General features: G+C 66.3%; 20 protein-coding genes and 1 tRNA gene. 7 read left to right on the top strand and 14 right to left on the bottom strand.

Going from position 1 to position 25,254, the window contains the following annotated elements; genetic code table 11:
• Positions 1-2: 2 nt before the first annotated feature.
• The 3 genes from WS91_RS36405 to rpoD form a co-directional block, all read right to left on the bottom strand.
• A complete protein-coding gene (locus WS91_RS36405; protein ID WP_156432509.1) occupies positions 3-335 on the bottom strand; it encodes a hypothetical protein in 333 nt (110 codons plus the stop codon).
• Positions 336-517: 182 nt separating this feature from the next.
• Positions 518-593, bottom strand: a tRNA-Ile gene (locus tag WS91_RS26465).
• A gap of 123 nt (positions 594-716) precedes the next feature.
• Positions 717-2,927, bottom strand: coding sequence for an RNA polymerase sigma factor RpoD (gene rpoD, locus WS91_RS26460; RefSeq protein ID WP_394335891.1), 2,211 nt, complete (start codon positions 2,925-2,927; stop codon positions 717-719).
• Between rpoD and WS91_RS26455 the strand changes: the two genes are divergently transcribed.
• Entirely contained in the window at positions 2,818-3,141 is a 324-nt protein-coding gene (locus WS91_RS26455) for a hypothetical protein (protein ID WP_059576423.1), read from the top strand. The two genes, rpoD and WS91_RS26455, sit on opposite strands and share 110 nt — an antisense overlap.
• Before the next feature lie 61 nt (positions 3,142-3,202).
• Here the strand turns inward: WS91_RS26455 and dnaG are convergent, their stop codons facing one another.
• From dnaG to WS91_RS26435, 4 genes are all read right to left on the bottom strand, one after another.
• Complete coding sequence (gene dnaG, locus WS91_RS26450; RefSeq protein ID WP_038743385.1) at positions 3,203-5,083, bottom strand: DNA primase; 1,881 nt, start codon at positions 5,081-5,083, stop codon at positions 3,203-3,205.
• A gap of 94 nt (positions 5,084-5,177) precedes the next feature.
• Complete coding sequence (locus WS91_RS26445) at positions 5,178-5,624, bottom strand: GatB/YqeY domain-containing protein (protein ID WP_059671325.1); 447 nt, start codon at positions 5,622-5,624, stop codon at positions 5,178-5,180.
• A gap of 170 nt (positions 5,625-5,794) precedes the next feature.
• Positions 5,795-6,007, bottom strand: a complete 213-nt coding sequence (gene rpsU / locus WS91_RS26440) for a 30S ribosomal protein S21 (protein ID WP_004190342.1) — start codon at positions 6,005-6,007, stop codon at positions 5,795-5,797.
• 79 nt (positions 6,008-6,086) lie between these two features.
• Entirely contained in the window at positions 6,087-7,319 is a 1,233-nt protein-coding gene (locus tag WS91_RS26435; protein WP_269435342.1) for an NAD(P)/FAD-dependent oxidoreductase, read from the bottom strand.
• Between the two features lie 121 nt (positions 7,320-7,440).
• Between WS91_RS26435 and tsaD the strand changes: the two genes are divergently transcribed.
• The gene (gene tsaD / locus WS91_RS26430) at positions 7,441-8,481 is read left to right on the top strand and encodes a tRNA (adenosine(37)-N6)-threonylcarbamoyltransferase complex transferase subunit TsaD (protein WP_059671323.1); all 1,041 of its coding nucleotides are present in this window, start codon (positions 7,441-7,443) and stop codon (positions 8,479-8,481) included.
• Between the two features lie 378 nt (positions 8,482-8,859).
• Here tsaD and folE2 read toward each other — a convergent pair whose 3' ends face one another.
• The 4 genes from folE2 to WS91_RS26405 all read right to left on the bottom strand — a co-directional run bounded on the left by folE2 (position 8,860) and on the right by WS91_RS26405 (position 12,972).
• A complete protein-coding gene (folE2, locus tag WS91_RS26420; protein ID WP_038743375.1) occupies positions 8,860-9,669 on the bottom strand; it encodes a GTP cyclohydrolase FolE2 in 810 nt (269 codons plus the stop codon).
• A gap of 139 nt (positions 9,670-9,808) precedes the next feature.
• Positions 9,809-11,713: a 1-deoxy-D-xylulose-5-phosphate synthase gene (dxs, locus tag WS91_RS26415; RefSeq protein ID WP_038743373.1), complete on the bottom strand. Its 1,905-nt coding sequence runs from the start codon at positions 11,711-11,713 to the stop codon at positions 9,809-9,811.
• A gap of 84 nt (positions 11,714-11,797) precedes the next feature.
• Positions 11,798-12,682, bottom strand: coding sequence for a polyprenyl synthetase family protein (locus WS91_RS26410; protein ID WP_059671321.1), 885 nt, complete (start codon positions 12,680-12,682; stop codon positions 11,798-11,800).
• Positions 12,679-12,972, bottom strand: a complete 294-nt coding sequence (locus WS91_RS26405) for an exodeoxyribonuclease VII small subunit (RefSeq protein WP_059576440.1) — start codon at positions 12,970-12,972, stop codon at positions 12,679-12,681. The genes WS91_RS26410 and WS91_RS26405 overlap by 4 nt, the downstream gene beginning before the upstream one ends.
• Positions 12,973-13,241: 269 nt before the next feature.
• Between WS91_RS26405 and WS91_RS26400 the strand changes: the two genes are divergently transcribed.
• Entirely contained in the window at positions 13,242-14,348 is a 1,107-nt protein-coding gene (locus WS91_RS26400) for an aromatic ring-hydroxylating oxygenase subunit alpha (RefSeq protein WP_038743367.1), read from the top strand.
• Between the two features lie 147 nt (positions 14,349-14,495).
• Complete coding sequence (locus WS91_RS26395) at positions 14,496-15,365, top strand: sulfurtransferase (protein ID WP_038743365.1); 870 nt, start codon at positions 14,496-14,498, stop codon at positions 15,363-15,365.
• Between the two features lie 52 nt (positions 15,366-15,417).
• On the opposite strand, the gene WS91_RS26390 is transcribed toward WS91_RS26395, so the two are convergent.
• A complete protein-coding gene (locus tag WS91_RS26390; RefSeq protein WP_038743363.1) occupies positions 15,418-16,293 on the bottom strand; it encodes a dienelactone hydrolase family protein in 876 nt (291 codons plus the stop codon).
• A 775-nt stretch (positions 16,294-17,068) separates the two neighbouring features.
• Here WS91_RS26390 and WS91_RS26380 point away from each other — a divergent pair.
• Positions 17,069-18,865 carry a TadG family pilus assembly protein gene (locus WS91_RS26380; RefSeq protein WP_059671319.1) on the top strand — a complete coding sequence of 599 codons (1,797 nt, stop codon included), beginning with the start codon at positions 17,069-17,071 and terminating at the stop codon, positions 18,863-18,865.
• Positions 18,866-19,144: 279 nt separating this feature from the next.
• On the opposite strand, the gene WS91_RS26375 is transcribed toward WS91_RS26380, so the two are convergent.
• The gene (locus WS91_RS26375) at positions 19,145-20,518 is read right to left on the bottom strand and encodes an NAD(P)/FAD-dependent oxidoreductase (RefSeq protein ID WP_059671318.1); all 1,374 of its coding nucleotides are present in this window, start codon (positions 20,516-20,518) and stop codon (positions 19,145-19,147) included.
• Positions 20,519-20,812: 294 nt separating this feature from the next.
• Positions 20,813-23,584 (bottom strand): DNA polymerase I, encoded by a 2,772-nt coding sequence (polA, locus tag WS91_RS26370; protein ID WP_059671317.1) that lies wholly within the window; start codon positions 23,582-23,584, stop codon positions 20,813-20,815.
• Between the two features lies 1 nt (position 23,585).
• On the opposite strand from polA, the gene WS91_RS26365 reads away from it, so the two are divergent.
• A complete protein-coding gene (locus WS91_RS26365) occupies positions 23,586-24,335 on the top strand; it encodes a TIGR00730 family Rossman fold protein (RefSeq protein ID WP_038755390.1) in 750 nt (249 codons plus the stop codon).
• 430 nt (positions 24,336-24,765) lie between these two features.
• Positions 24,766-25,050 (top strand): hypothetical protein, encoded by a 285-nt coding sequence (locus tag WS91_RS26360; RefSeq protein WP_038755391.1) that lies wholly within the window; start codon positions 24,766-24,768, stop codon positions 25,048-25,050.
• Positions 25,051-25,254 lie beyond the last annotated feature (204 nt).

The raw sequence follows: 25,254 nt of genomic DNA, 5'->3' as shown, positions 1-25,254 counted from the left end.
GACTACCCACTATCCTTGACCAGTACGAAGTTCCCGTGATGTGCATCCCGGCCGCCATTGACAACCAACAGGCAACGTGTACCCTCATGCGCGCCCCGCACTACCAGCGCAAATCGACCGCGCTCGGCCGACTCCGAAGCCACCCACGCGCAATTGTCCGCGGCGGCATTGCGGCCGTCGGCGTCGACAATGTTCGCCGACAGTTCGCCGAACCATTCGATCAGCACACCGAACAAGGAGGATCGGCAATCCTCGATCGAATCGGAAACGCCATCGGCGTGACGTGCGAAACAAAGGACAAATTTGCGCCGAGCCGGAAAAACAAAGCCGGCCAAATGGCCGGCTTTGTTACGCCCGTGTCTCCCGCCTCTCAGCGGAGAAATCGCTCGGATCGGCGTCGACTCTCGATGAGTCCCGATAAGAAATGAAGTGCGTCATCAGAGAGTCAAGCATAGCTTATCCGGATGACCGGCTTATGCTTGACGACACGTCTTCCTCGAACGCCTTGGCAGGGATTTGGTGGGCCCGGCGGGTTTCGAACCCGCGACCAATCGATTATGAGTCGACTGCTCTAACCACTGAGCTACAGGCCCTAAAAACGAATGCGACGCAAAAAAAGACCCGGAGATACTGGCCGGGCCGGCATTGTAACAACTAAGTAAGGAAATCGCCGCCGGATTCTTGCGCCCCGGCGGCGACCGATCGGAAACGGGCGATCAGTTCCCCTCGAGGAACGACTTCAGCTTGTCCGAACGGCTCGGATGACGCAGCTTGCGCAGCGCCTTCGCCTCGATCTGACGAATCCGCTCGCGCGTGACGTCGAACTGCTTGCCGACTTCCTCGAGCGTGTGATCCGTGCTCATTTCGATGCCGAAGCGCATCCGCAGCACCTTCGCCTCGCGAGGCGTCAGCGAATCGAGCACGTCCTTCACGACGTCGCGCATGCTCGCATGCAGCGCGGCGTCGGCCGGCGCGACCGTGTTGGTGTCCTCGATGAAGTCGCCGAGATGGGAATCGTCGTCGTCGCCGATCGGCGTTTCCATCGAGATCGGCTCCTTCGCGATCTTCATGATCTTGCGGATCTTGTCTTCCGGCATCTCCATCTTCTCGGCGAGCGTGGCCGGATCAGGCTCGAGGCCCGTTTCCTGCAGAATCTGCCGCGAGATGCGGTTCATCTTGTTGATCGTCTCGATCATGTGAACCGGAATCCGGATCGTGCGCGCCTGGTCCGCGATCGAACGCGTGATGGCCTGGCGAATCCACCACGTCGCATACGTCGAGAACTTGTAGCCGCGGCGGTACTCGAACTTGTCCACCGCCTTCATCAGGCCGATGTTGCCTTCCTGGATCAGGTCGAGGAACTGCAGGCCGCGGTTCGTGTACTTCTTCGCGATCGAGATCACGAGACGCAGATTCGCCTCGGTCATCTCGCGCTTCGCCTGGCGCGCCTTCAGTTCGCCCGCCGCCATCTGCCGGTTGGTTTCCTTCAGGTCCTTGAGCGGCAGCACGACGCGCGCCTGCAGATCGAGCAGGCGTTGCTGCTGTTCGCGGATCGCCGGGATGTTGCGCGACAAAATCGCGCTGTACGAATGGCCTTCGGCCGCGATCTTCTCGGCCCAATCGAGATCCGTCTCGTTGCTCGGGAAGCGCGCGATGAATTCCGAACGCGGCATGCCGCACTTGTCGACGACGATGTGCAGGATCTGGCGCTCGACCTGACGCACTTCGTCAACCTGCGCGCGCAGCGTGTCGCACAGACGCTCGACGGTGCGCGCGGTGAAGCGAATCGACATCAGTTCGTTCTGGATCGTCTCCTGCGCCTTCAGGTACGACTTCGACTTGTAGCCTTCCTTCTCGAACGCGCGGCGCATCTTGTCGAACCATTCGCTGATCAGCGCGAACTTTTCGAGCGACGCGCGCTTCAGCGCTTCGAGCTGGGCCGCGTTGGCGGTCGCCTGCGCGGCGCCGTCGTCATCGTCCTCTTCCTCTTCCTCGGCTTCCTCGGCTTCCTCGTCCTCGTTCTCGATTTCCTCGGCGTCCTTCTCGGAGAAGCCGTCGGTATCGGCGGCATTCGGGTCGATCAGGCCGTCGACGAGTTCGTCGACGCGACCTTCCTCGTTCGCGACGCGCTCGGCCATCGCAAGGATGTCGGCGATCGTGGTCGGGCACGCGGAAATCGCCATCACCATGTGGCGCAGGCCGTCCTCGATCCGCTTCGCGATCTCGATTTCGCCTTCGCGCGTGAGCAGCTCGACCGTGCCCATCTCGCGCATGTACATCCGGACCGGATCGGTCGTGCGGCCGAATTCGGAATCGACGGTCGACAGCGCGACTTCCGCTTCCTCTTCGACTTCATCGTCGGACGACGCGGCGGGCGCATTGTCGTTCAGCAGCAGCGTCTCGGCGTCGGGCGCCTGCTCGTACACCGCGACGCCCATGTCGTTGAACGTGCCGATGATGCCTTCGAGCGCTTCCGTTTCCGTGAAGTTGTCCGGAAGATGGTCGTTGATTTCGGCATACGTGAGGAAGCCGCGCTCCTTGCCGAGTTTGATCAGCGCGCGCAGTTTTGTACGACGCTCTTCAAGCTCCTCGGCCGTGCCGGGCGTGCTCGTCGCGAACGCTTCCTTCAGCAGCGCCTTTTCCTTGGCGCGGCGATCGCGCGCCTTGGCTTTCTCGCCTTTACCCGACACAGCGGTGGGCTGGTCGTCGCTCTGGTTTGCGTCGTCATCGACGGATACTTCGTTCAGCTTTTTCGTCATGGAGTTCGCCGTACCGGCTAAATCGACTCGCGGCTGCTGGACTACAGCCGGTTGAACCGTGGATGCTCGAGTAGCTGCCGTTTCGTCCGGCGCGGCAGCCGCTCCCCTTGCGCTTTTCGCACTCGCCCGCTTCAAAGGCGGCTTGGCCGTCTTCGCCTCGGACCTCACGACGACCCGTGATGCGCTGGCCGTCGGCGCCGGCGCAGCCTTGGCGGTGCCGGCCGCGGCCCTCTTCCTCGCAGGGTGCGCCGCGCGGGCCGAAGACGTCTTTGCGGAAGCTGCGGATTTGGCCGTCGCGACCGCTACGGTCGATTCCGTCGCCTTACCCGCCGCTTTTTTTCCGCCGGTAGCCTTTGCCATTGCGATTCTCGCCTCTGCTTAGAAAACAAACCGCTGAAAACCTTATATTATAGCACGCTGAGACAGACCCCTCCCCGGCCGGTTCACAGCCCGAGCCTCCGTTTCATGTCTGCCAGGTTCTGATGCAAATCCTTGATTTCCGCCAATTCCTCGGAAGTGGGCGCCGACCGCTTCGAAAGGCTGTTGAGCCTGTCACAGCACGCGTCGTAGCGCATCTTGAGCACCGCTGCCTGAAGCTCCTCGCCTGCGATCCGTTCCTGCTCGCGCAGCCCCTCCTGCGCTGCGTCGCTCTCCGGATTCTGCTGCATCAAGTCGCGGACATTTTCATCATAGACCAGAATTTCCCGGAAAATTGCGTCGTAGGTGGCCGCGTTAGCCGAATTGCGTAGCACATCGGACAAAAGCCGGAACTCCGCCCCTTCGCCGAGCGCGCGCGCGTGGCCAACCACCTCGTCGAACAATTCCCCGTTTCTCGGCAGCGCCCGCAGCGTCGCGAGGCTCTCGTCGTCGAGCGCCGCCGCAATGCGCGGATGCATCACCAGATTGCGCAGCGCGCGCTTTTCGTTGTCCGTCACGCGCCGCCGCTCGCTGCGCGCGGGCGCCTGGCGGGCCGGCGCGGCGATCCGCGCGTCCACTTCGACGAGCGCCGCCACTTCGTCGAACGGAATCTGCAGCCGATCGGCGAACATGTGCATGATCTGCGCCCGCAACGCGTTCGCGGGCAGCGCCTGCAGCAGCGGCTTCGCGTCGAACAGCGCCTTCGCGCGCCCTTCCGGCTGGTCGAGCTCCTTGCCCGCCGTCGCCTCGTTCAGCAGGAACTGCGACAGCGGCATCGCCCGTTTCACCTGCTCCGAAAATGCATCCGTCCCGAATTCCCGCACGTAGCTGTCCGGATCGTGCTCAGGCGGCAGAAACAGGAAGCGGATCGTCCGGTTGTCCGCCGCGTGCGGCAGGCACGCCTCGAGCGCTCGCCGCGCGGCGCGCCGGCCGGCCGAATCGCCGTCGAAGCTGAAGACGACCGTGTCCGTCTGCCGCAGCAGCTTCTGCACGTGGACCGGCGTGCACGCGGTGCCGAGCGTCGCCACCGCGTTCGGAAAGCCGAGCTGCGCGAGCGCGACGACGTCCATGTACCCTTCGACGACGAGCGCATACTTTTGCTCGCGAATCGCGAGCCGCGCCTCGAACAATCCGTATAGTTCGCTGCCCTTGTTAAATAAGGGTGTCTCGGGCGAATTCAAATATTTGGGCTCGCCGCCGTCCAGCACCCGGCCGCCGAAGCCGATCACCTGCCCCTTCACGTTGCGGATGGGAAACATGATCCGCTCGCGGAACCGGTCGTAGCGGCGCGCGACGCCATTCGCGTCGGTCTTCTCACTGACGATCACGAGGCCCGCGTCGACGAGCGAGTCGTGGCGATAGTCGTCGAACGTCGACTCGAGATTCTGCCAGCCGTCCGGCGCATAGCCGAGCCCGAAGCGCAGCGCGATTTCGCCCGTCAGGCCGCGCCGCTTCAGGTACTGGATCGCGTTCGGCGCGCCGCGCAACTGCTTGCGGTAATAATCGCAGGCGGTCTGCATGACGTCCGACAGCGCGGTCGTGATCGACTTCGATACCGCGGGCGGCGCGTAGCCTTCGCCCGAGCCCCCCCCGCCGCCTCCACGCATCGGCGACGGCTCGTGCGGCACCGTGAGCCCGGCCGACTGCGCGAGCTCCTGCACGGCCTCGGGAAACGTGAGCCCCGCGTGCTCCATCAGGAAGCCGATTGCGGTGCCGTGCGCGCCGCAGCCGAAGCAATGATAGAACTGCTTCGTCGGACTGACCGTGAATGACGGGCTCTTCTCGTTGTGGAACGGGCACAGCCCCATGAAGTTGGCGCCGCCCTTCTTGAGCTGCACGTACCGGCCGACCACGTCGACAATGTCGACGCGGTTCAGCAAATCCTGCAGGAACGAATGCGGAATCACCGTTGGATCGATCGGAAAACGTGCCGGCCGACGCGCGCCGCCTCGGCCGGTGCGGGCCGCTTGGCGGGCTGGCGCGCGCCGCGCCGGCCGAGGGTTACTTCGAGAGCGCCGCCTTGACGAGCGCGGACACGGCCGTCATGTCGGCACGGCCGGCGAGCTTGCCCTTCAGCACGCCCATCACCTTGCCCATGTCCTGCGGGCCCGCCGCGCCCGTGTGCGCGACGGCCGCCTGCACTTCGGCCACGACATCGGCCTCCGACAGCTGCGCCGGCAGGTACGCGGTCAGCACCGCGACTTCCGCCTGCTCCTTCTCGACCAGATCGGTGCGGCCCGCCGCCTCGAACTGGCTGATCGAATCCTTGCGCTGCTTGATCATCTTGTCGACGACCGCGGTGACGCCCGCGTCATCCAGCGTCACGCGCTCGTCGACCTCGCGCTGCTTGATCGCCGCGAGCAGCAGACGGATCGTCGCCAGCCGCTCGCTTTCCTTCGCGCGCATCGCGGCCTTCATGTCCTCACTGATCTGGTCTCTCAGACTCATCGTATACCCGGTTTGAAAAATTTCACGTGACGCCGACCGGCGGCGTCAACACAAAAACCCGCTTGAGACGGCTTCTCAAGCGGGTTTGCTCGAATTCGGCATCGACGGGCCGCGGCGTACTCGAATCCCATCGGTGCGCCGCCTAGCGGACCACGCGGCGCCGGTAACGCTCAGTAGAGCTTCTTCGGCAGCATCTGGCTGCGGATGCGCTTGTAGTGGCGCTTCACCGCAGCGGCCTTCTTGCGCTTGCGCTCCGCGGTCGGCTTCTCGTAGAACTCGCGCGCGCGCAGCTCCGTCAGCAAACCGTTCTTTTCGATCGTGCGCTTGAAGCGGCGCATCGCAACTTCGAAAGGCTCGTTTTCCTTAACGCGGATGATCGTCATGACCCGTCACGTAAAAAAAGAAAGTAAAGGTGTTGCGGAGAAAGGTTTTCGAGTATAGCAGACGCTTCGCACAAACGCACTAACCCGTCAAGCGGCGCGTGCATTCGGCGGCCGCGCGCCCCGCCGCGACGCCCGACGCCCACGCCCACTGGAAGTTGTAGCCGCCGAGCCAGCCCGTCACGTCGACCGCCTCGCCGACGAAGAAAAGGCCAGGCACGCGTGCGCTCATCATCGTCGCCGACGACAGCTCGCCCGTGTCGACCCCGCCTTTCGTCACCTCGGCCTTCCGGTAGCCCTCGGTGCCGTTCGGCGTGAGCGTCCAGCGCGACAGCGTTTCGCCGATCCGGCGCAACGTTTTGTCCGGCAGATCGGCGAGCCGCGCGTCCGCGTGCACGCGCTCCGCGTCGAGCCACGCGTGCGCGAGCCGCGCGGGCACCCATTCGGCGAGCAGCGTGCCGATCTGCCGCCGCGAGCCCGCCTTCGCGCGGATCAACTCATTCGCCGCGTCGATCTGCGGCACGAGATCGACGTGGATCGGCTCCCCCGAGCGCCAGTAGCTCGAAATCTGCAGGATGCCGGGCCCGGACAGCCCGCGATGGGTGAGCAGAATATCTTCGACGAACTCACCGCCCCCCTTCTTCGCGCCGGTCGACACCCGCGCCTCGACCGACACGCCCGACAGCGCCGCGAACGGCGCCCACGCGTCGGTCGCGAAGGTCAGCGGCACGAGCGCCGGCCGCGTGTCGACGAGCTTGTGGCCGAACTGTTTCGCGATCCGATAGGCAAAATCGGTCGCGCCGATCTTCGGAATCGACAGCCCGCCTGTCGCGACGACGAGCGCCTGCGCGCCGATCGCGCCCGCGCTCGTGTCGAGCGCGAAGCCGTCCGCGTGCGCGTGGCGCACCGCGCCGACCGACACCGGCCGCCGCCACGCGACGCCGCCCGCGTCGCATTCGCTTTTCAGCACGTCGATGATCGCGTCGCTCGAGTGGTCGCAGAAGAGCTGACCCTTGTGCTTCTCGTGCCACGTGACGCGATAGTTCTTCAGCAGCCGGAGGAAATCGCGCGGCGTGTAGCGCGCGAGCGCCGAGCGGCAGAAACGCGGATTCGACGACAGGTAGTTGTCCGGCCCCGCGTACAGGTTCGTGAAGTTGCAGCGCCCGCCGCCCGAGATGCGGATCTTCTCCGCGAGCCGCGGCGAGTGATCGAGCAGCACGACGCGCCGGCCGAGCCGCCCCGCCACCGCGGCCGTCATCATGCCGGCCGCGCCCGCGCCGATCACTGCGATATCGAAAGTTTCCATGGCGCGGATTGTACCCGCGTCGCGCGCCGCTTCGCCCGCGCGCCGGCGGGCGAAGCGGCCGCACTGTTATACTTTTTTGTTACGTTGATTTCCGGCCGCGCGCGCGTCGACGCGGCCACGGCACACCATCATGCTCGTTCTCGGCATCGAAAGCTCCTGCGACGAAACCGGCCTCGCGCTCTACGACACCGAGCGCGGCCTGCTCGCGCACGCGCTCCACTCGCAGATCGCGATGCACCGCGAATACGGCGGCGTCGTCCCCGAGCTCGCGTCGCGCGACCACATTCGCCGCGCGCTGCCGCTGCTCGAGGAAGTGCTCGCCGCGAGCGGCGCGCGCCGCGAGGACATCGACGCGATCGCGTTCACGCAAGGGCCCGGCCTCGCGGGCGCGCTGCTCGTCGGCGCGAGCATCGCGAACGCGCTCGCATTCGCGTGGGACAAGCCGACGATCGGCATCCATCATCTCGAAGGGCATCTGCTTTCGCCGCTCCTCGTCGCCGAGCCGCCGCCGTTTCCGTTCGTCGCGCTGCTCGTGTCGGGCGGACACACGCAACTGATGCGCGTGACCGACGTCGGCGTCTACGAGACGCTCGGCGAGACGCTCGACGACGCCGCGGGCGAAGCGTTCGACAAAACCGCGAAGCTGCTCGGCCTCGGCTATCCGGGCGGCCCCGAAGTGTCGAAGCTCGCCGAGACCGGCACGCCGGGCGCGGTCGTGCTGCCGCGCCCGATGCTTCATTCGGGCGACCTCGACTTCAGCTTCAGCGGATTGAAGACCGCGGTGCTCACGCAGATGAAGAAGCTCGAAGCGGCGCACGCGTGCGGCGCCGAGCTCGAGCGCGCGAAGGCCGATCTCGCGCGCGGCTTCGTCGACGCGGCCGTCGACGTGCTCGTCGCGAAGTCGCTCGCCGCGTTGAAGAAGACGCGGCTCAAGCGGCTCGTCGTCGCGGGCGGCGTCGGCGCGAACCGGCAACTGCGCGCCGCGCTGTCGGCGGCGGGCACGAAGCGCGGCTTCGACGTTCATTACCCCGACCTCGCGCTTTGCACCGACAACGGCGCGATGATCGCGCTCGCGGGCGCGCTTCGGCTCGCGCGCTGGCCGTCGCAGGCGAGCCGCGACTATGCGTTCACGGTGAAGCCGCGCTGGGATCTCGCGTCGCTCGCGCGATAACGCGCGGAACAAAAACACGGCGCGCCCGTCGAGCGCGAATCCGACGAGACATTACCGCTGCGGGATCGCCGCGCTGCGCGATGCCGTATCGCGGACGCGCGTTGCGCGACCTCGATACGCGACGAGAAGCGTGCGTAGACGGCGATGCGACCGCGCCGCCGCGCGTGCGCCTTCGGCACCTGCCGTCATGCGCCGCGCCCGCTCGGCACGTTGATCGATCGCGATTGCCGCCGATTCGCGCAGCGAGCCGACGCCCGGGCCGCAACAGAACTGCCGCTCCCGCAACACGCGCATTCGCCGTTAGGCGCTACAAAACGAAAGGGGCCGCTCGAATCGAGCGGCCCCTTTCTCAGCGCGACGACAAACGCCGCACGCGCCTTATGCGGCGCGCCGCTTGTCGCGCTCGATCAGCGCATATGCGCTGTGATTGTGGATCGATTCGAAGTTCTCCGCTTCGAGCACGTACGCGACGATCCGCTCGTCGGCATCGAGCCGCCGCGCGACATCGCGCACCAGATCCTCGACGAACTTCGGATTCTCGTACGCGCGCTCGGTGACGAACTTCTCGTCGGGACGCTTGAGAAGGCCCCACAGCTCGCACGACGCCTCTTCCTCGGCGATCCGGATCAGATCCTCGAGCGGCACGTCGGCCGCGAGCTCCGCATCGATCGTCACGTGCGAGCGCTGGTTGTGCGCGCCGTACTGCGAAATCTTCTTCGAGCACGGGCAAAGGCTCGTCACCGGCACGAGCACCTTGGCGAACACGCGCGCGACGCCGTCACGCACGTCGCCCGTCAGCGTCACCTCGTAGTCGAGCAGGCTGCGCACGCCCGACACGGGCGCCGTCTTGTTCACGAAATACGGAAACGACACTTCGATGCGCCCCGCCTGCGCCTCGAGCTTCTCGAGCATCGTCGCCAGCATCGCGCGGAACGCGTCGGCCGTCAGCGGGCCGTCGCTTTCCTCGAGCAGCGCGACGAAGCGCGACATGTGCGTGCCCTTCTGATCGGCCGGCAGATGCACGTCGAGATTCCAGGTGCCGACGGTGGCCTGCGTCCCGCCTTCAGCGGTGCGCACCGTCAACGGATGCCGGACCGCGCGCACGCCGACGCGCTGAATCGGCATCTGCCGGGTGTCGACCGTGCTCTGCACGTCGGGCATCACGAATTCGGGATTCATCAGGTTCATCTTGTTCGATCCTTGTAGGGCCACGCAGCACGTATCGTCGTATGCCGCACGACCTGCCGGAAATGCAACATGGGCCCGCAGGCCCATGCATGAAGGGGAAAGCCGTCGCGCGCCCGCCGCGCGGCGGCTCGATGCGACGTTATGCGACGCGCTTCGCCGGGCTCGCGACGTTCGCGCCGTGGCTCAGGAAGCGCTCGCGAATCGATTTCGCAATGCCGTCACCGTCGAGACCGCACATCGACAGCAGCTTCGCCGGATCGCCGTGATCGACGAAGCGGTCCGGCAGGCCGAGCTGCAACACCGGACGGATCACGCCGCCTTCCAGCATCGCCTCGACGCACGCGGACCCCGCGCCGCCCATCACGCAGCCTTCCTCGACGGTGACGAGGTAGTCGTGCGTCTGCGCGAGCTCCTGCACGAGCTCGGCGTCGATCGGCTTCACGAAGCGCATGTTCGCGACGGTCGCGTCGAGCGCCTCGGCCGCCGCGAGCGACGGCGCGACCATCGTGCCGAACGCGAGGATCGCGATGCGCTTGCCTTCCGGCTGCGACGTGCGGCGACGCACTTCGCCCTTGCCGAGCGCAATCTCGGTGAACGCCTTGACGGTCGCGACGCCCGTGCCCGCGCCGCGCGGATAACGAACCGCGGTCGGATTCGGCTGCTGCAGCGCGGTGTGCAGCATCTGGCGGCACTCGTTCTCGTCAGATGCGGCCATCACCGTCATGTTCGGGATGCAGCGCAGGAACGCGAGATCGTACGCGCCCGCGTGCGTCGCGCCGTCCGCGCCGACGAGACCCGCGCGGTCGATCGCGAACACGACGGGCAGATTCTGCAGCGCGACGTCGTGAATCAGCTGGTCATAGGCGCGCTGCAGGAACGTAGAGTAGATCGCGACGACGGGCTTGAGCCCTTCCGTCGCGAGGCCGCCCGCGAACGTCACCGCGTGCTGCTCGGCGATGCCGACGTCGTAGTAGCGCTCCGGAAAGCGCTTCTCGAACTCGACCATGCCCGAGCCCTCGCGCATCGCCGGCGTGATGCCGACCACGCGCGAATCGAGCTCCGCCGCGTCGCACAGCCACTCGCCGAACACCTGCGTGTAGGTCTTCTTCGCGGGCGTCGCCGACGGCTTGATGCCCTCCGCCGGATTGAACTTGCCGGGGCCGTGGTAGAGCACCGGATCGGCCTCGGCGAGCTTGTAGCCCTGGCCCTTCTTCGTCACGACGTGCAGGAACTGCGGCCCGCGCAGCTCCTTGATGTTCTGCAGCGTCGGGATCAGCGAATCGAGATCGTGGCCGTCGATCGGCCCGATGTAGTTGAAGCCGAACTCCTCGAAGAGGGTCGCGGGCACGACCATGCCCTTCGCGTGCTCCTCGAGCTTGCGCGCGAGCTCGAGCACCGGCGGCGCGACGCTCAGCACGCGCTCGACGCCCGCACGCGCGGCCGCATAGAAGCGGCCCGACATCAGGCGCGCGAGATGGCGGTTCAGCGCGCCGACGGGCGGCGAGATCGACATGTCGTTGTCGTTCAGGATCACGAGGAGCTTCGCATCCTCGGACACGCCCGCGTTGTTCATCGCTTCGAACGCCATGCCGGCCGTCATCGCGCCGTCGCCGATCACCGCGATCGAGAAGCGGTCGTCGCCGCTCAGCTTGCTGCCGATCGCCATCCCGAGCGCGGCCGAGATCGACGTGCTCGAATGCGCGGTGCCGAACGTGTCGTATTCGGACTCCGAACGACGCGGGAAGCCGGAGATGCCGTCCAGCTGGCGCAGCGACTTCATCGCGTCACGGCGGCCCGTCAGAATCTTGTGAGGATAGGTCTGGTGACCGACGTCCCACACGATCCGGTCGTCCGGCGTGTCGAACACGTAATGCAGCGCAATCGTCAGCTCGACCGTGCCGAGATTGGACGACAAGTGGCCGCCCGTCTTCGACACGCTGTCGAGGACGAACGCGCGCAGCTCGTCGGCGAGCGGCTGCAGTTGGCGACGATCGAGACGGCGCAGGTCCGCCGGGTCGTCGATGGTTTTCAGCAAGTCGTACATCGTCGTTCCATTGTAGGAAAACAAACGCGCCCGCACTTCTTGCGCGCACCACCCGTAGCGTGGGCGCGGCGGCGGGCTTTCGCGTCAGCTGACCCGGTTCACCACCAGGTCCGCCAGTTCGGCCAGGCGCTGCGCGCGCGCGCCGAACGGCTCGAGCGCGGCGTGCGCATCGGCGCGCAGTTGCGCGGCAAGCGCGCGCGACGCGTCGAGGCCGATGATCGACACGTAGGTCGGCTTGTCGTTCGCCGCGTCCTTGCCGGCCGTCTTGCCAAGCGTCGCGGAATCGGTGGTGACGTCGAGAATGTCGTCCACCACCTGGAACGCGAGGCCGACGGCGGCCGCGTAGGCATCGAGCGCGCGCATCCCGTCTTCGGACGGCGCCTCGCCCGCGAGCGCGCCCATTCGCACCGACGCGCGCAACAGCGCGCCCGTCTTCATTCGGTGCATCGTCTCGAGCGCGTCGCGCGACAGCGCGTGGCCGACGCTCGCGAGATCGATCGCCTGGCCGCCCGCCATGCCGATCGAGCCGCTCGCGAGCGCGAGCTCGCGCACGAGCGCGGCCTGCCTGCCGGCCGGCAGCGCGGCGGCGTCCGTCAGCGCGACGAAGGCCTGCGACTGCAGCGCGTCGCCGACGAGCAGCGCGGTGGCCTCGTCGTACTTGACGTGGACGGTCGGCTTGCCGCGACGCAGCGCGTCGTCGTCCATGCACGGCATATCATCGTGCACGAACGAATACACGTGAATCATCTCGAGCGCCGCCGCGGCGGCGTTCAGCGCCGCCTCGGACGCCCCCGTGAGCTCGCCCGCCGCATGGCACAGCAGCGGACGCACCCGTTTGCCGCCCCCGAGCACCGCATAGCGCATCGCTTCGTGCAGTTGCGCGGGCGCCGCAGTCTCGGCCGGCAAGTAATGGCCCAGGGCCGTCTCGACGCGCTCGAGCACCGAGCGCATCCATTGGTCGAATGTCATAGATCGTCGTCTTCGCCGTCCGCGGCGGCCGTTCCGGCGGAAAGCGGCTTGAGCGTGGCGCCGTCGAGCACGCGCACCTGCTGCTCCGCTTTTTCCAATTGTTGTTGGCAAAACGCAACGAGCGCTGCGCCGCGGCGATACGCCGCAAGCGAATCCTCGAGGCTCAGCGTCCCGCCCTCCATTCGGGCGACGAGCGCCTCCAGTTCCGCGAGCGCCATCTCGTAGTTTTCAGGCAGCGGCCCGGAACCGGGGTCGGACGCGGACGCGCCTGGGGTTGCGGTTTTCGCCATGGACGGGGTGTCAAAATTCAAAACAAGTCGGACATTCTACGGCAAAAGCAAATTTTCCGACCTGCTGACTTGGCTTCGCAGGGCCCGATCGCCGCGCGCCGCGTGTGCAAATCGCACGAAGTGCGTCCGAATTCCGGGAAAAATTTGACACAAATCAGTCACTTATATCACCCCAAGAAAGTTGATCCGGGTATAATCGCCGGTTCCCCTAAATCGAATTTTCGATGGTTGGGTTGTTCACTGCTTTCACGCTTTCACCGGGAGTGGGAATGTCCAATCTGAGCGACGCACTGCAATTGAAGTCGGCACACAGCCAACTTCCCGTCACCGCTTATTTCGATGAGGCGCTCCTTGCGCGCGAAATCGAAACACTTTTCAAGAAAGGACCTCGCTACGTCGGGCACGAATTGATGGTGCCCGAAGCGGGAGACTATTTTGCGCTGCCCTCCGAGAACGAAGGCCGCGTGCTGGTTCGCAACCAGGCTTCGCAGGTCGAGCTGCTCTCGAACGTGTGCCGCCACCGCCAGGCGATCATGCTGAACGGTCGCGGACACACGCAGAACATCGTCTGCCCGCTGCATCGCTGGACCTACGATCTCGAGGGCCAACTGCTCGGCGCGCCGCATTTTCCGGACAAGCCCTGTCTGAATCTGCACGCGACGCCGTTACAGAACTGGCAGGGCCTGCTGTTCGAAGCCGAGGGCCGCGACGTCGCGCACGACCTCGCGACGCTCGGCACGAAGCACCACTTCGATTTCTCGGACTACATGTTCGATCACGTCGAAATCCACGAGTGCAATTACAACTGGAAGACCTTCATCGAGGTCTACCTCGAGGACTATCACGTCGTCCCGTTCCATCCGGGTCTCGGCAGCTTCGTATCGTGCGACGACCTGAAGTGGGAGTTCGGCGACTGGTACAGCGTGCAGACGGTCGGCGTGCACAATGCGCTCGCGAAGCCGGGCAGCCCGACGTACCAGAAGTGGCACGATCAGGTTCTCCGCTATCGCAACGGCGTGCCGCCGGAGTTCGGCGCGATCTGGATGGTCTACTATCCGGGCCTCATGATCGAGTGGTATCCGCACGTGCTCGTCGTGTCGTGGCTGATTCCGCGCGGCCCGCAGAAAACGACGAACATCGTCGAATTCTATTATCCCGAGGAAATCGCGCTGTTCGAGCGCGAGTTCGTCGAGGCGGAGCGCGCCGCTTACATGGAAACCGCGATCGAGGACGACGAGATCGCGCTGCGCATGGACGCGGGCCGCCGCGCGCTGATGGAGCGCGGCGAATCGCAGGTCGGCCCGTATCAGAGCCCGATGGAAGACGGCATGCAGCACTTCCACGAGTTCCTGCGCCGGCAGCTCGGCGCGATCTGAGCGGGAGCTCGAAACGCCGCGCGCGACATTCGCCGAAACCTCGCTCGATCCGGCCTCGCGCCGGGCCGGCACGGAAAAGACGGGCTGCGGCCCGTCTTTTTTTGTTTAGACTTAGAGCATCTGGCCCGTATCTCCAAGGGAGGCGTCATGCCACACACTCACTACACCACGCTCATCTCGGCCGACAATCTCGCCGAACGCATCGCGGCCGCGCCGGGCAGCGTGCTCGTATTCGATTGCCGCTTCGATCTCGCCGATACCGACCTGGGCGAGCAAGCGTACGCGGCCGGCCACATTCCCGGCGCGCACTATCTGCATCTCGACCGCGACCTGTCCGGCGCGAAAACCGGCACGAACGGCCGTCACCCGCTGCCCGCGCGCGATGCGCTCGTCGACACGCTGAAGGCGCACGGGCTCAGGCAGAATCAGCAGGTCGTCGCATACGACGCGCAAGGCAGCATGTACGCGGCGCGCCTGTGGTGGCTGCTGCGCTGGCTCGGCCACGATTCCGTCGCGGTGCTCGACGGCGGCCTGCAAGCGTGGCAATCGGCGGGCCACGCGGTGTCGCAGGACACGCCGCAACGATCGACGGGCGATTTCCGCGCGGCCGCGCCGCTCGCGACGGTCGTCGACGCGCAGGCAGTGCTCGCGAATCTCTCGACGAAAGACCGCCTCGTGATCGACGCGCGCGCCGCCGACCGCTATCGCGGCGAGAACGAAACGATCGATCGCGTCGGCGGGCACATCCCCGGCGCGCTCAATCGCTTCTTCAAGGACAACCTGACGGCGGACGGCCGCTTCAAGAGCGGCCACGAACTGCGCGAGGCCTTCAATCCGCTGCTCGGCTCGACGCCGTCGAACAAGGTGATCCTGCAATGCGGCTCCGGCGTCACCGCATGCCACAATGCGCTCGCGATGGAGATCGCCGGCCTGCACGACCCGGCGCTTTATGCGGGCTCGTGGAGCGAGTGGAGCGCCGATCCGTCCCGCCCTGTCGCGACCGGCGCGAATCCGTAAGCGACACGGCACGCGCGCCGCCGCTCGAATGCGGCCGCGGCGCGCGGCGGCGTCACATCACGCCGTGATCCCGGAACCAGGCGACGGCGCGCTTCCAGCCGTCGTCGGCATCCGCCTTCACGTAACTCGGACGATAGTCGGCAAAGAACGCGTGGCCCGCGTCCGGATACACGACGATTTCCGATTCGCGCGCCGCCTTCGTGCCGGCCGCCGCGAGACGCGTGCGCATTTGCGCGAGCGAGCTCTGCGGAATGCTGTCGTCCTTGCCGCCGTACAGCCCGAGCGTCGGCGCCTTCAACTGCGCCGCATGATCGACCGGGTTGAACGGCGTCATCTCGCTCGTCTCGCCGACCACCCTGCCGTACCACGCGACCGCCGCGCGCACGTGCGGGTTGTGCTCGGCGAACAGCCACGCCTGCCGGCCGCCCCAGCAGAAACCCGTCACGCCGAGCCGCGATAGATCGCCCCCGTTCTTTCCCGCCCACGCGAGCGTCGCGTCGAGGTCCTCGCTCACCTGGCGATCCGGCACCTTGCCGACCACCTGCTCGAGCACCGCCTGGATCGACGGATACTTCGACGGATCGCCCTGCCGCGCGAACAGATCCGGCGCGATCGCCAGATAGCCGAGTTTCGCGAAGCGTCGGCAGATGTCGGCGATGTGCGCGTGCACGCCGAAAATCTCATGGATCACGACGATCACGGGCAAGTTGCTCTTGCCGGCCGGTTGCGCGCGATAGGCGGGCACGCTCGAATCGCCCGAGCGGATCTCGACGGTATCGACGTCGAGGCCGGCGCTGTCGGTCGTGATCGTCTGCGCGGACACGGGCAGCACGGCGGCGGCGAAGGTGCCGCCGAGCGCCGCCTTGACGAACGTGCGACGGCTGAACGGAACGTGCGGAACTAGGCTGTCGACTTCGGGTTTCAACATGGATGCGCTCCTCTCCTCTCGTGGTCGCGGCCGCGCGGCACACGCGGCGGCGACATGAATTCGAACCGCGGCGGCCCGCGCGCGACGCAGCCGCGCCGGGCGTCGCCGCCCGCCCCGCCGAAGCGGAACCCGCACACGATGCCCGCCATACGGAAAGGCGTCAACCTTTTGTCAGAAGTTAAAGCGATCGCCGCGCCGGCCGCGCGTTCGCGAGCGGATAATCGCGCGCCGCCGCCGAATCGCCTTTTCCTGCGATTCCGGAATGCCGCGTCGAGATGCAGCTCGGCGACCGACGACGCACGCGCGCATCCGCAAACTGCCGACGCCCTCGAACGCCGCGCGACGCACGAGCGCGACACGAACGATCGGCCGTCGCGACGCGCGCGCAACGCAAGCGTTGCGCATCGCCACGTTCACGCCGCGGCGATGGTCGAATCGCACTTGCAATTTCTCATTCACATTCATACGGATTCCTATCCACACATTTCTTTTCTCCTTTTATAACGAGATAAGTCACCGTCAACACACGCATTTCGGGAAAACATCGGATTGCAAAACAAGCACGATTGCCCGCATGATTCGCTGGCGCGCCCTGCGCGCAGCCGACGACGCTCCCGCCAACGATCGCGGCGGAATGGAAAACGCCCGCACGCGCGAATATCGCGCGATTCATATGGCCCGGGAGCGTCGTCGGCGACAACGAACGTCCGATGCCGATCGATCTCGCATCGGCGCATCAGAATACGCAACGCCGACGAAGCACGACGAGGTTGGAATGAACAAGCCGACACGCCGCCCGACCACCGGTGATCTTTCCAACCGTCGCGAGCCGAATCGGCCGCGCCGCCCGCGACGTTCGCCCACCCGCGAGCGCGGCTCGCTCGCCGTCATCGCGGCGATCGCGATCGGCGTCGTGATCGCCGCGCTCGGCGCGGTCGATCTCGGCAATCTGTTCTATCAGCGCCGCGCGCTGCAAAGCAGCGCCGACATGGCCGCGCTCGCGGCCGCCCAGACGATGGACGACGGCTGCGCGAAACCCACCGCAACGGCGCAATCGGCGGCGCTCGGCAACGGCTTCGACAGCACCGCGTCGGGACAATCGATGACGGTCGTCTGCGGCCGATGGGACGTGAAGGACAACGCGGGGCCGAGCTTCTTCGCGGGCTCGGCGTCGGGCACGGCCACGGGCGCAGACGCACAGCTCAATGCGGTTCAGGTAACGGTCACGCGCAGCGTGCCGTACTACTTTCTCGGCTCGCAGCGCACGGTTACGGCAATCAGCACCGCGCAGGCGACCAATGTCGGCACCTACTCGATCGGCACGACGCTCGCGCAACTCCAAGGCGGCGTCGTGAACGCGCTGCTCAACGGGCTGCTCGGCACGAATCTGAATCTGTCGGTGCTGTCGTATCAGGGCCTCGCGAATTCGCGGATCAAGATCAAGGACCTGATGGCCGCCGCGAACGTCGGCACCGTGAACGCGCTGCTGAACACGCAGACGAGCGTCCCTCAACTCGCCAGCTGGATGTTGACCGCGCTGTCGCAAACCTCGGTTGCGAATGCGAACCTGCAGACGAGCCTCGGCGCATTGCAGACGATCGTCAGCGCGAACATCGCGGGCGGACAGACTTTCACGATCGGCGGCACCGCGAATTCGCCCGGCATCTTCTCGATCGGCCTGTCCGACCCGCAGGCCGCGCTCGACGCAACGTTCAGCCCGTTCGACGCGCTGTTCGTCGCGGCCGAGATCGCCACCGGCCAGAACGCGTTCTCGCTGGCGAACGGGCTCAACATCGGCGGGCTGAATGCGACTCTGCAAGTGCAGATCATCCAGCCGCCCGTGCTCGGCATCGGCGAAGCGGGCATCGATCCCGTCACGAAGACATGGCGTACGATCGCGCGCACGGCACAGGTGCGGCTCTATCTGAACATCGGTCTCGGCACCGCGAACCTGCCGCTCGGCACCCTCGGCGCGCTCGTGCCGGTGCAGGTGAACCTGCCGCTGTCGATGCAGATCGCGCCGGGGCAGGCGTGGCTCCAGTCGGCGAGCTGCACGTCCTCGCCTTCAACCTGCGCATCGGCCATCGGCGTGCAGACGGGCCTCGCGAACCTGTGCATCGGCGACACGCCGGCCAATCTGTCCGCATCGCTGCCTTTCACCTGCTCGACACCCGCGACGCTCGTCAACGTCGCGAACCTCGTGACGATCAAGGCGCTCGCGTCGTTACCGGCCGACGTGCCCGCGGGCAGCGCGCCGCCGCTCACGTTCTACGGCACGACAGGCGGCTATCAGAGCACGAACTCGAACGGCGTCGGCAGCGTGCTCGGCAATGCGCTGTCGGGCCTCGGCACCTCGCTGCAACAGACGCAGATCACGCTGCTCGGCGTCAGCCTGCCGCTCGGCCCGATTCAGACCGATCTCAACTCGTTCCTGGGCGGCGTGCTGCCGCCGATGCTGTCGGGGCTCGACGCCGCGGTCGTGCCGCTCCTGCAGTTGCTCGGCGTGCAGATCGGCGAAAGCACGATCCACGACATGTCGCTGACTTGCGGCGTGTCGCAGCTCGTGTATTGACGATGCGAGTGCGGGTGAAGAGGAGCGCGGCGTGCGGGTGGATTCGCGTCGGCGATCGAGTGACGTGACGGCGGGCGCGCGTCGGAGCGACTCCACGGCTTGCAATCGCTTTGAACCAAACATGCCGATCGGGGGTCACGCACGCGTCGAACGTCGAACGTCGAACGTCGAACGTCGAACGTCGAACGTCGAACGTCGAACGTCGAACGTCGAACGTCGAACGACTAGCGGCAGGCGTCAGCATCCTCTCGCCACGCCGCCGCTCGCAGTCTCGCTCCGCTAGTGCAACTTCACGCGCGGCAGCGTCGAGCGCCGCAGCCAATGCGCGATCGTGTCGAGCACCATCCGCGGGTAGCCGTGCAGCGCCGCGACATGCAGCCGATACAGCGACATGTACATGAAGCGCGCAAAGAGCCCTTCGATCAACATATTGCCGCCGATCAACCCGCCCATCAGATTGCCGACCGCGCTGAAGTGCCCGAGCGACACGAGCGAGCCGAAATCGCGATAAGTGAATTCCGGCAGCGGCCGGCCCTCGAGCCGGCAACCGAGCGCGCGCAGCATGAAGCTCGCCTGCTGGTGCGCGGCCTGCGCGCGCGGCGGCACGTTGCGGTCGTGCCCCGGCCACACGCAACCCGCGCAGTCGCCAAGCGCGAACACGTTCGGATCGGTCTCGGTTTGAAGTGTGCGGCGCACGGTCAGTTGACCAAGCTTGTTCACCTCGAGGCCGTCGAGCTTCGCGAGCACCGACGGCGCCTTGATGCCCGCCGCCCACACCGTCAAGTCCGCCCGCACGCTCTTGCCGCTCGCGGTGCGTACGACGCCCGGCGCGACTTCGGTCACGCGCTCGCCGAGCATCAGGCGCACGCCGAGCTTCTCGAGCAGTTCGGCGGTCGCCGTCGACACGCGCTCCTGCAACGCCGGCAGGATGCGCGGCCCCGATTCGATCAGCACGATGCCGACGTCGTGCCGCGGATCGAGCTTATGCAGCCCATACGCGGACAACACCTGCGCGGTGTTGCGCAGTTCCGCCGACAGCTCGACGCCCGTCGCGCCGCCGCCGACGATCGCGACCTGGATGCGCGGCGCGCCCGCGTCCACCGGATCTGCCGGGTCCGCGGAATCCGTCGCGGAAACGGTTTGCGCGACGGGCTCGGCGGGCTGGTGCTCGGCGCGCATGCATGCGGCGATCAGGCGCTTGCGGAACCGCTCTGCCTCCGCGACCGTATCGAGCGCGATCGAATGCTCCTGCGCGCCCTGCACACCGAAATAATGCGTCGTGCTGCCAATCGCGATGACGAGCGTGTCGTACTCGAGCTCGCGCTGCGGCAGCAGCTCGGCGCCGTCATTGTCGGCAACGGGCGCGAGCGTCACGCGCCGCGACGCGCGGTCGAGCGCGATCAGCTCGCCCTGATGGAATTCGAAGCCGTGCCAGCGCGCCTGCGCCGCGTATTCGAGCTCCTGCGTGAACGGGTCCATGCTGCCCGCCGCCACTTCGTGCAGCAGGGGCTTCCAGATATGGGTCGGGTAACGATCGACGAGCGTCACGAGCGCGCGCGCGGGCCGGTTGCCGCGCGCGCCATAGCGGTCCCCGAGGCGGGTCGCCAGTTCGAGTCCGCCCGCGCCGCCGCCGACGATGATGAAACGATGCATCCGATTCCCCTTACGATTCGAGACTGCTTGCGGTCAAGGCGGCGAGCGCGACTGCATTCGCCGCCAATCGACATCCTAACTAGTTCGGACACTTCAGGCACGCGAGCGCCTCGGCGTCGCGCATCCGTGCGGCACGAATGCGGCGGCGCCTGTGTCTGCATTGTCACGGAGTTTGTGTGACGGCCGCAAGCGCTCAAAACGAATCGGGCGCGAAGAAAACCGTGGGCGGCACGATGGAAACGGTACGCACCGTGCGCGATGCACGGCGCATACCCGCGACGCGAGCGCCGCGCGTCAGTGCGCCTCTTCCCAGTTCTCGCCGACGCCGACTTCGGCGACGAGCGGCACCTTCAGCTTCGCGACGCCGCACATCATCTCGGGCAGCTTCTCGCGCACGACCGACAGTTCGCTCTCCGGCACCTCGAGCACGAGTTCGTCGTGCACCTGCATGATCATCCGCGCGCCGAAGCCGCCGCGCTCGAGCCAATCGTCGACCGCGATCATCGACAGCTTGATCAGGTCGGCGGCCGTGCCCTGCATCGGCGCGTTGATCGCCGCGCGCTCGGCGGCCTGACGGCGCGGGCCGTTGCCGCCGTTGATCTCGGGCAGCCACAGGCGGCGGCCGAACACGGTTTCGACGTAGCCCTTCTCCTTCGCGCGCGCGCGCGTCTCTTCCATGTAGCGCGCGACGCCCGGATAGCGAAGGAAGTAGCGGTCGATGTAGAGCTTCGCCGCGTCGCGCGTGATGCCGAGGTTCGATGCGAGGCCGAACGAGCTCATCCCATAGATCAGGCCGAAGTTGATCACCTTCGCGATGCGCCGCTGATCGGACGTCACTTCGAGCGGCGTCACGCCGAACACCTCGGCCGCGGTCGCGCGATGGATGTCCTCGCCTTGCGCGAACGCGCGCAGCAGCGACTCGTCCTCCGAGATGTGCGCCATGATGCGCAACTCGATTTGCGAATAGTCGGCCGACACGATCTTGCAGCCCGGCGCCGCGATGAACGCCTCGCGGATGCGCCGCCCTTCGGGCGTGCGCACCGGGATGTTCTGCAGGTTCGGATCGTTCGACGCGAGCCGCCCCGTGACCGCCACCGCCTGCGCGTAATTCGTATGCACGCGGCCCGTGTTCGGATTGACCATCCGCGGCAGCTTGTCGGTGTAGGTCGACTTCAGCTTCGATAGGCCGCGATGCTCGAGCAGCAGCTTCGGCAGCGGATAGTCTTCCGCGAGTTTCTGCAGCACCTCTTCGTCGGTCGACGGCGCACCGCTCGGCGTTTTCTTGACGACGGGCAGTTGCAGCCGCTCGAAGAAGATCTGGCCGATCTGCTTCGGCGAGCCGAGATTGAATTCGCCGCCCGCGAGCGCATACGCGCCCTGCTCGAGCTCGACGAGCCGCGTCGCGATCTCGCTGCTCTGCCGGCTCAGCCGGTCGCTGTCGATCAGCACGCCCGTGCGCTCCATCTTGCGCAGCACGAGCGACACCGGCATCTCGATGTCGCGATACACGCGCGCAAGCCCCGGCTCGCGCGCGATCTGCGGATACAGCGCGTGATGCAGTTGCAGCGTGACGTCCGCGTCCTCGGCCGCGTACTCGGACGCCTTGTCGAGCGGCACTTCGTCGAAGCCGATCTGCTGCGCGCCCTTGCCCGCGACGTCCTCGTACTTGATCGTCTTCACGCCGAGATGGCGCAGCGCGAGGCTGTCCATGTCGTGCGTGCGGTGCGATTCGAGCACGTACGATTCGAGCAGCGTGTCGTGCTCGATGCCGTTCAGCGCGATCCCGTAATTCGCGAGCACCTGCGCGTCGTACTTCAGATGCTGGCCGAGCTTTTTCTTGCCTGCATCCTCGAGCCACGGCTTCAGTTTCGCGAGCACGTCGTCGCGCGGCAACTGGGCGGGCAGATCCGGCCCGCGATGCGCGAGCGGCACGTACGCGGCCTGCCCCGGCTCCACCGAGAACGACAGGCCGACGATCTGCGCGAGCATCGGATCGAGCGAAGTCGTCTCGGTATCGAATGCGGTCAGCCCGGCGGCCGAGATTTTCGCGAGCCACGCGTCGAACTGCTCCCATGTCTGCACGGTCGCATAGTCGCGCGCGGCGGCGAGCGGCAGCTCGGCCGTCGCGCCGCCCGCCGGGTCCTGCACCGCGCCCGCCGCCGCGCCCGCGCCGTTTGCGGCGGGCTCGCTGTCGAGCTCGCGCAGCCAGGTCTTGAAGCCGTAAGTCGCGAAGATGTCGCGCAGCGCTTCGCGGCCTTCGCCTTCGGTCGCGAGCGACGTCTCGATCGATTCGACGTGCGGCGCGAGACCGCATGCGGTCTCGACCGTCACGAGCTTGCGCGCGAGCGGCAGGAAATCCGTCGCGCGGCGCAGGTTGTCGCCGACGACGCCCTTGATCTCGCCCGCGTGCTCGACGACGCCGTCGAGCGAGCCGTACTGCGTCAGCCATTTGACGGCCGTCTTCGGGCCGCACTTCTCGACGCCCGGCACGTTGTCGACGGTGTCGCCGATCAGCGACAGGTAATCGACGATCAGTTCCGGCGGCACGCCGAATTTCGCGAGCACGCCGTCGCGATCGAGCGCCTCGTTCGTCATCGTGTTGATCAGCGCGACGCGATCGGTGACGAGTTGCGCGAGATCCTTGTCGCCCGTCGACACGATCACCTGCATCCCGCGCCGCTCGGCCTGCTTGGCGAGCGTGCCGATCACGTCGTCGGCCTCGACGCCCTCGATCATCAGGAGCGGCCAGCCGAGCGCACGCACCGCCGCGTGGATCGGCTCGATCTGCAGCGCGAGATCGGGCGGCATCGGCGGGCGGTGCGCCTTGTATTCGGCGTACAGATCATCGCGGAAGGTTTTGCCCTTTGCGTCGAACACGCACGCGCTATACTCTGCACTGACATCCTTGCGCATGCGGCGCAGCATATTGATGATTCCGTAGAGCGCTCCGGTCGGCTCCCCGCCAGGGCCGCGCAAATCAGGCATCGCATGGTAAGCCCGATACAGATAGCTTGAACCATCAACCAATAGCAGGGTCTTACCTTCCAGATTTCGTTCTTCAGGCATTATGAATAAGAGAAAAGTGATTCCGAGTCTGCGTTCGCTCGCAGATCAAGAACGCGCGACGGCGAAGAAGGCCCGCGCTTCGTGGCAGATGTTCACGATTATGGCAGAGTTTATCGAGGCGACCGAGTACCTGTCCGAGATCCGCCCTGCCGTCAGCATCTATGGTTCCGCGCGTCTGAAGCCGGATTCGCCGCACTACAAGCTCGCCGTGCAGATCGCGCGCAAGCTGTCCGACGCGGGCTTCGCCGTGATCTCCGGCGGCGGCCCGGGCATCATGGAAGCGGCGAACAAGGGCGCGCACGCGGGCAAGGCGCCGTCCGTCGGCCTGAACATCGAGCTGCCGCACGAGCAGGCCGGCAACCACTTCCAGGACATCTCGCTGCGCTTCCGCCACTTCTTCACGCGCAAGGTCACGTTCGTGAAGAACTCGGACGCGGTGATCGTGATGCCGGGCGGCTTCGGCACGCTCGATGAGCTGTCCGAAGTGCTCACGCTGATTCAGACGAAGAAATCGCGCCTCGTGCCGATCGTGCTCGTCGGCAGCGAATTCTGGAGCGGCCTGCTGCAATGGTTCCGCGACCAGATGATCCCGATGGGCCTCATCAATCCGGACGACATGAACCTGATGAAGGTGATCGACGATCCGGATCAGGTGCTCGAAGCGGTGCTCGCGTTCTACGAGGATCGCGGCGAGGAGGCCGAGGAGGCGCACCCGCCGCGGCCGGAAGAGGACCGGATGTTCTATCTGTGACGAACGCGCGCGCCGCATGCCGTTGCGGCGCACGCGGCGCGCATCGCCACACGCGCACGGGCGGGGCCGATCAGGCGCCCGCCCGTTTTTTCTTGTGCGTTGCCGCGATCGAAAACCGGCGAGCGGAACGCGGCACGCCGCGCACTTCGTAACCGCTCATTTCGCGGACCGCAGGGTAAATGTCAAATTCGGCGCGCGACGCGCCGTGGATCGACGCGTGCGTCAATCGAATTGTCAAGCGACGCTCTAGCCGCATCCAGCCACGCGAACCGTGCGCGAACGCACCGTTACAAATCCACACGCCAATTAATCCGCCACGCCGCCACACTTCGTCCTGCAGCGTGTCCGTCGGAACGGACGCGGCGGGTTCGGGGCTCGAAGCCCGCACACGTCGGAACGGACGCTCGTCTCAACTCGTGAGGAAAAAAACATGAAACGCTCGTTGATCGCCTTTGCATTGACCGGTATCGGCATCGCGCTGTCCGGCGCGGCGCACGCCGTAAACGTCGACGTCAACATCGGCACGCCCGCGCCCGTCGTGGTCGCGCCGGCACCCGCGCCCGTCATTGTCGCCCCCGCGCCCGCCGTCGTCGTCGGCTGGCACGGCGACCGCTACTGGGACGGCCACCGCTATTGGGAGCGCCGCGAGTGGGAAGAGCATCACCGTCACCGCGGCTTCTGCCCGCCGGGGCACGCGAAGAAGGGCGAGTGCTGATGCGCTGCGCCTGAATCGCGCCGCGCGGCGCGACGCCGCCGCGCGAAGACCATCGGCGGCCGCCGTCGACGCTGCCCGCCGATGCGAAACGAAACAGCCCGATCGGTGCGAACCGATCGGGCTGTTTGTAAGCGCGAATTTAACCCCACCTAGAATCGAAAGCTGAACGAGCGCAGGCTTGCGTCCGCAACTACAACTTGCGGA

Source organism: Burkholderia sp. MSMB1498 (assembly GCF_001526245.1).
Classification (GTDB): domain Bacteria; phylum Pseudomonadota; class Gammaproteobacteria; order Burkholderiales; family Burkholderiaceae; genus Burkholderia; species Burkholderia savannae.
This window is presented reverse-complemented; position numbering and strand designations above follow the sequence as displayed.

Excerpts from the sequence above, each read along its gene's own strand:
- polA (WP_059671317.1), bottom strand. The coding sequence starts at position 23,584 with ATGCCTGAAGAACGAAATCTGGAAGGTAAGACCCTGCTATTGGTTGAT.
- WS91_RS26395 (WP_038743365.1), top strand. The coding sequence starts at position 14,496 with ATGCCACACACTCACTACACCACGCTCATCTCGGCCGACAATCTCGCC.
- WS91_RS26360 (WP_038755391.1), top strand. The coding sequence starts at position 24,766 with ATGAAACGCTCGTTGATCGCCTTTGCATTGACCGGTATCGGCATCGCG.
- tsaD (WP_059671323.1), top strand. The coding sequence starts at position 7,441 with ATGCTCGTTCTCGGCATCGAAAGCTCCTGCGACGAAACCGGCCTCGCG.
- WS91_RS26390 (WP_038743363.1), bottom strand. The coding sequence starts at position 16,293 with ATGTTGAAACCCGAAGTCGACAGCCTAGTTCCGCACGTTCCGTTCAGC.
- WS91_RS26445 (WP_059671325.1), bottom strand. The coding sequence starts at position 5,624 with ATGAGTCTGAGAGACCAGATCAGTGAGGACATGAAGGCCGCGATGCGC.
- dxs (WP_038743373.1), bottom strand. The coding sequence starts at position 11,713 with ATGTACGACTTGCTGAAAACCATCGACGACCCGGCGGACCTGCGCCGT.
- WS91_RS26405 (WP_059576440.1), bottom strand. The coding sequence starts at position 12,972 with ATGGCGAAAACCGCAACCCCAGGCGCGTCCGCGTCCGACCCCGGTTCC.
- WS91_RS26400 (WP_038743367.1), top strand. The coding sequence starts at position 13,242 with ATGTCCAATCTGAGCGACGCACTGCAATTGAAGTCGGCACACAGCCAA.
- rpsU (WP_004190342.1), bottom strand. The coding sequence starts at position 6,007 with ATGACGATCATCCGCGTTAAGGAAAACGAGCCTTTCGAAGTTGCGATG.
- WS91_RS26375 (WP_059671318.1), bottom strand. The coding sequence starts at position 20,518 with ATGCATCGTTTCATCATCGTCGGCGGCGGCGCGGGCGGACTCGAACTG.
- WS91_RS26410 (WP_059671321.1), bottom strand. The coding sequence starts at position 12,682 with ATGACATTCGACCAATGGATGCGCTCGGTGCTCGAGCGCGTCGAGACG.
- folE2 (WP_038743375.1), bottom strand. The coding sequence starts at position 9,669 with ATGAACCTGATGAATCCCGAATTCGTGATGCCCGACGTGCAGAGCACG.
- WS91_RS26365 (WP_038755390.1), top strand. The coding sequence starts at position 23,586 with ATGAATAAGAGAAAAGTGATTCCGAGTCTGCGTTCGCTCGCAGATCAA.
- WS91_RS26380 (WP_059671319.1), top strand. The coding sequence starts at position 17,069 with ATGAACAAGCCGACACGCCGCCCGACCACCGGTGATCTTTCCAACCGT.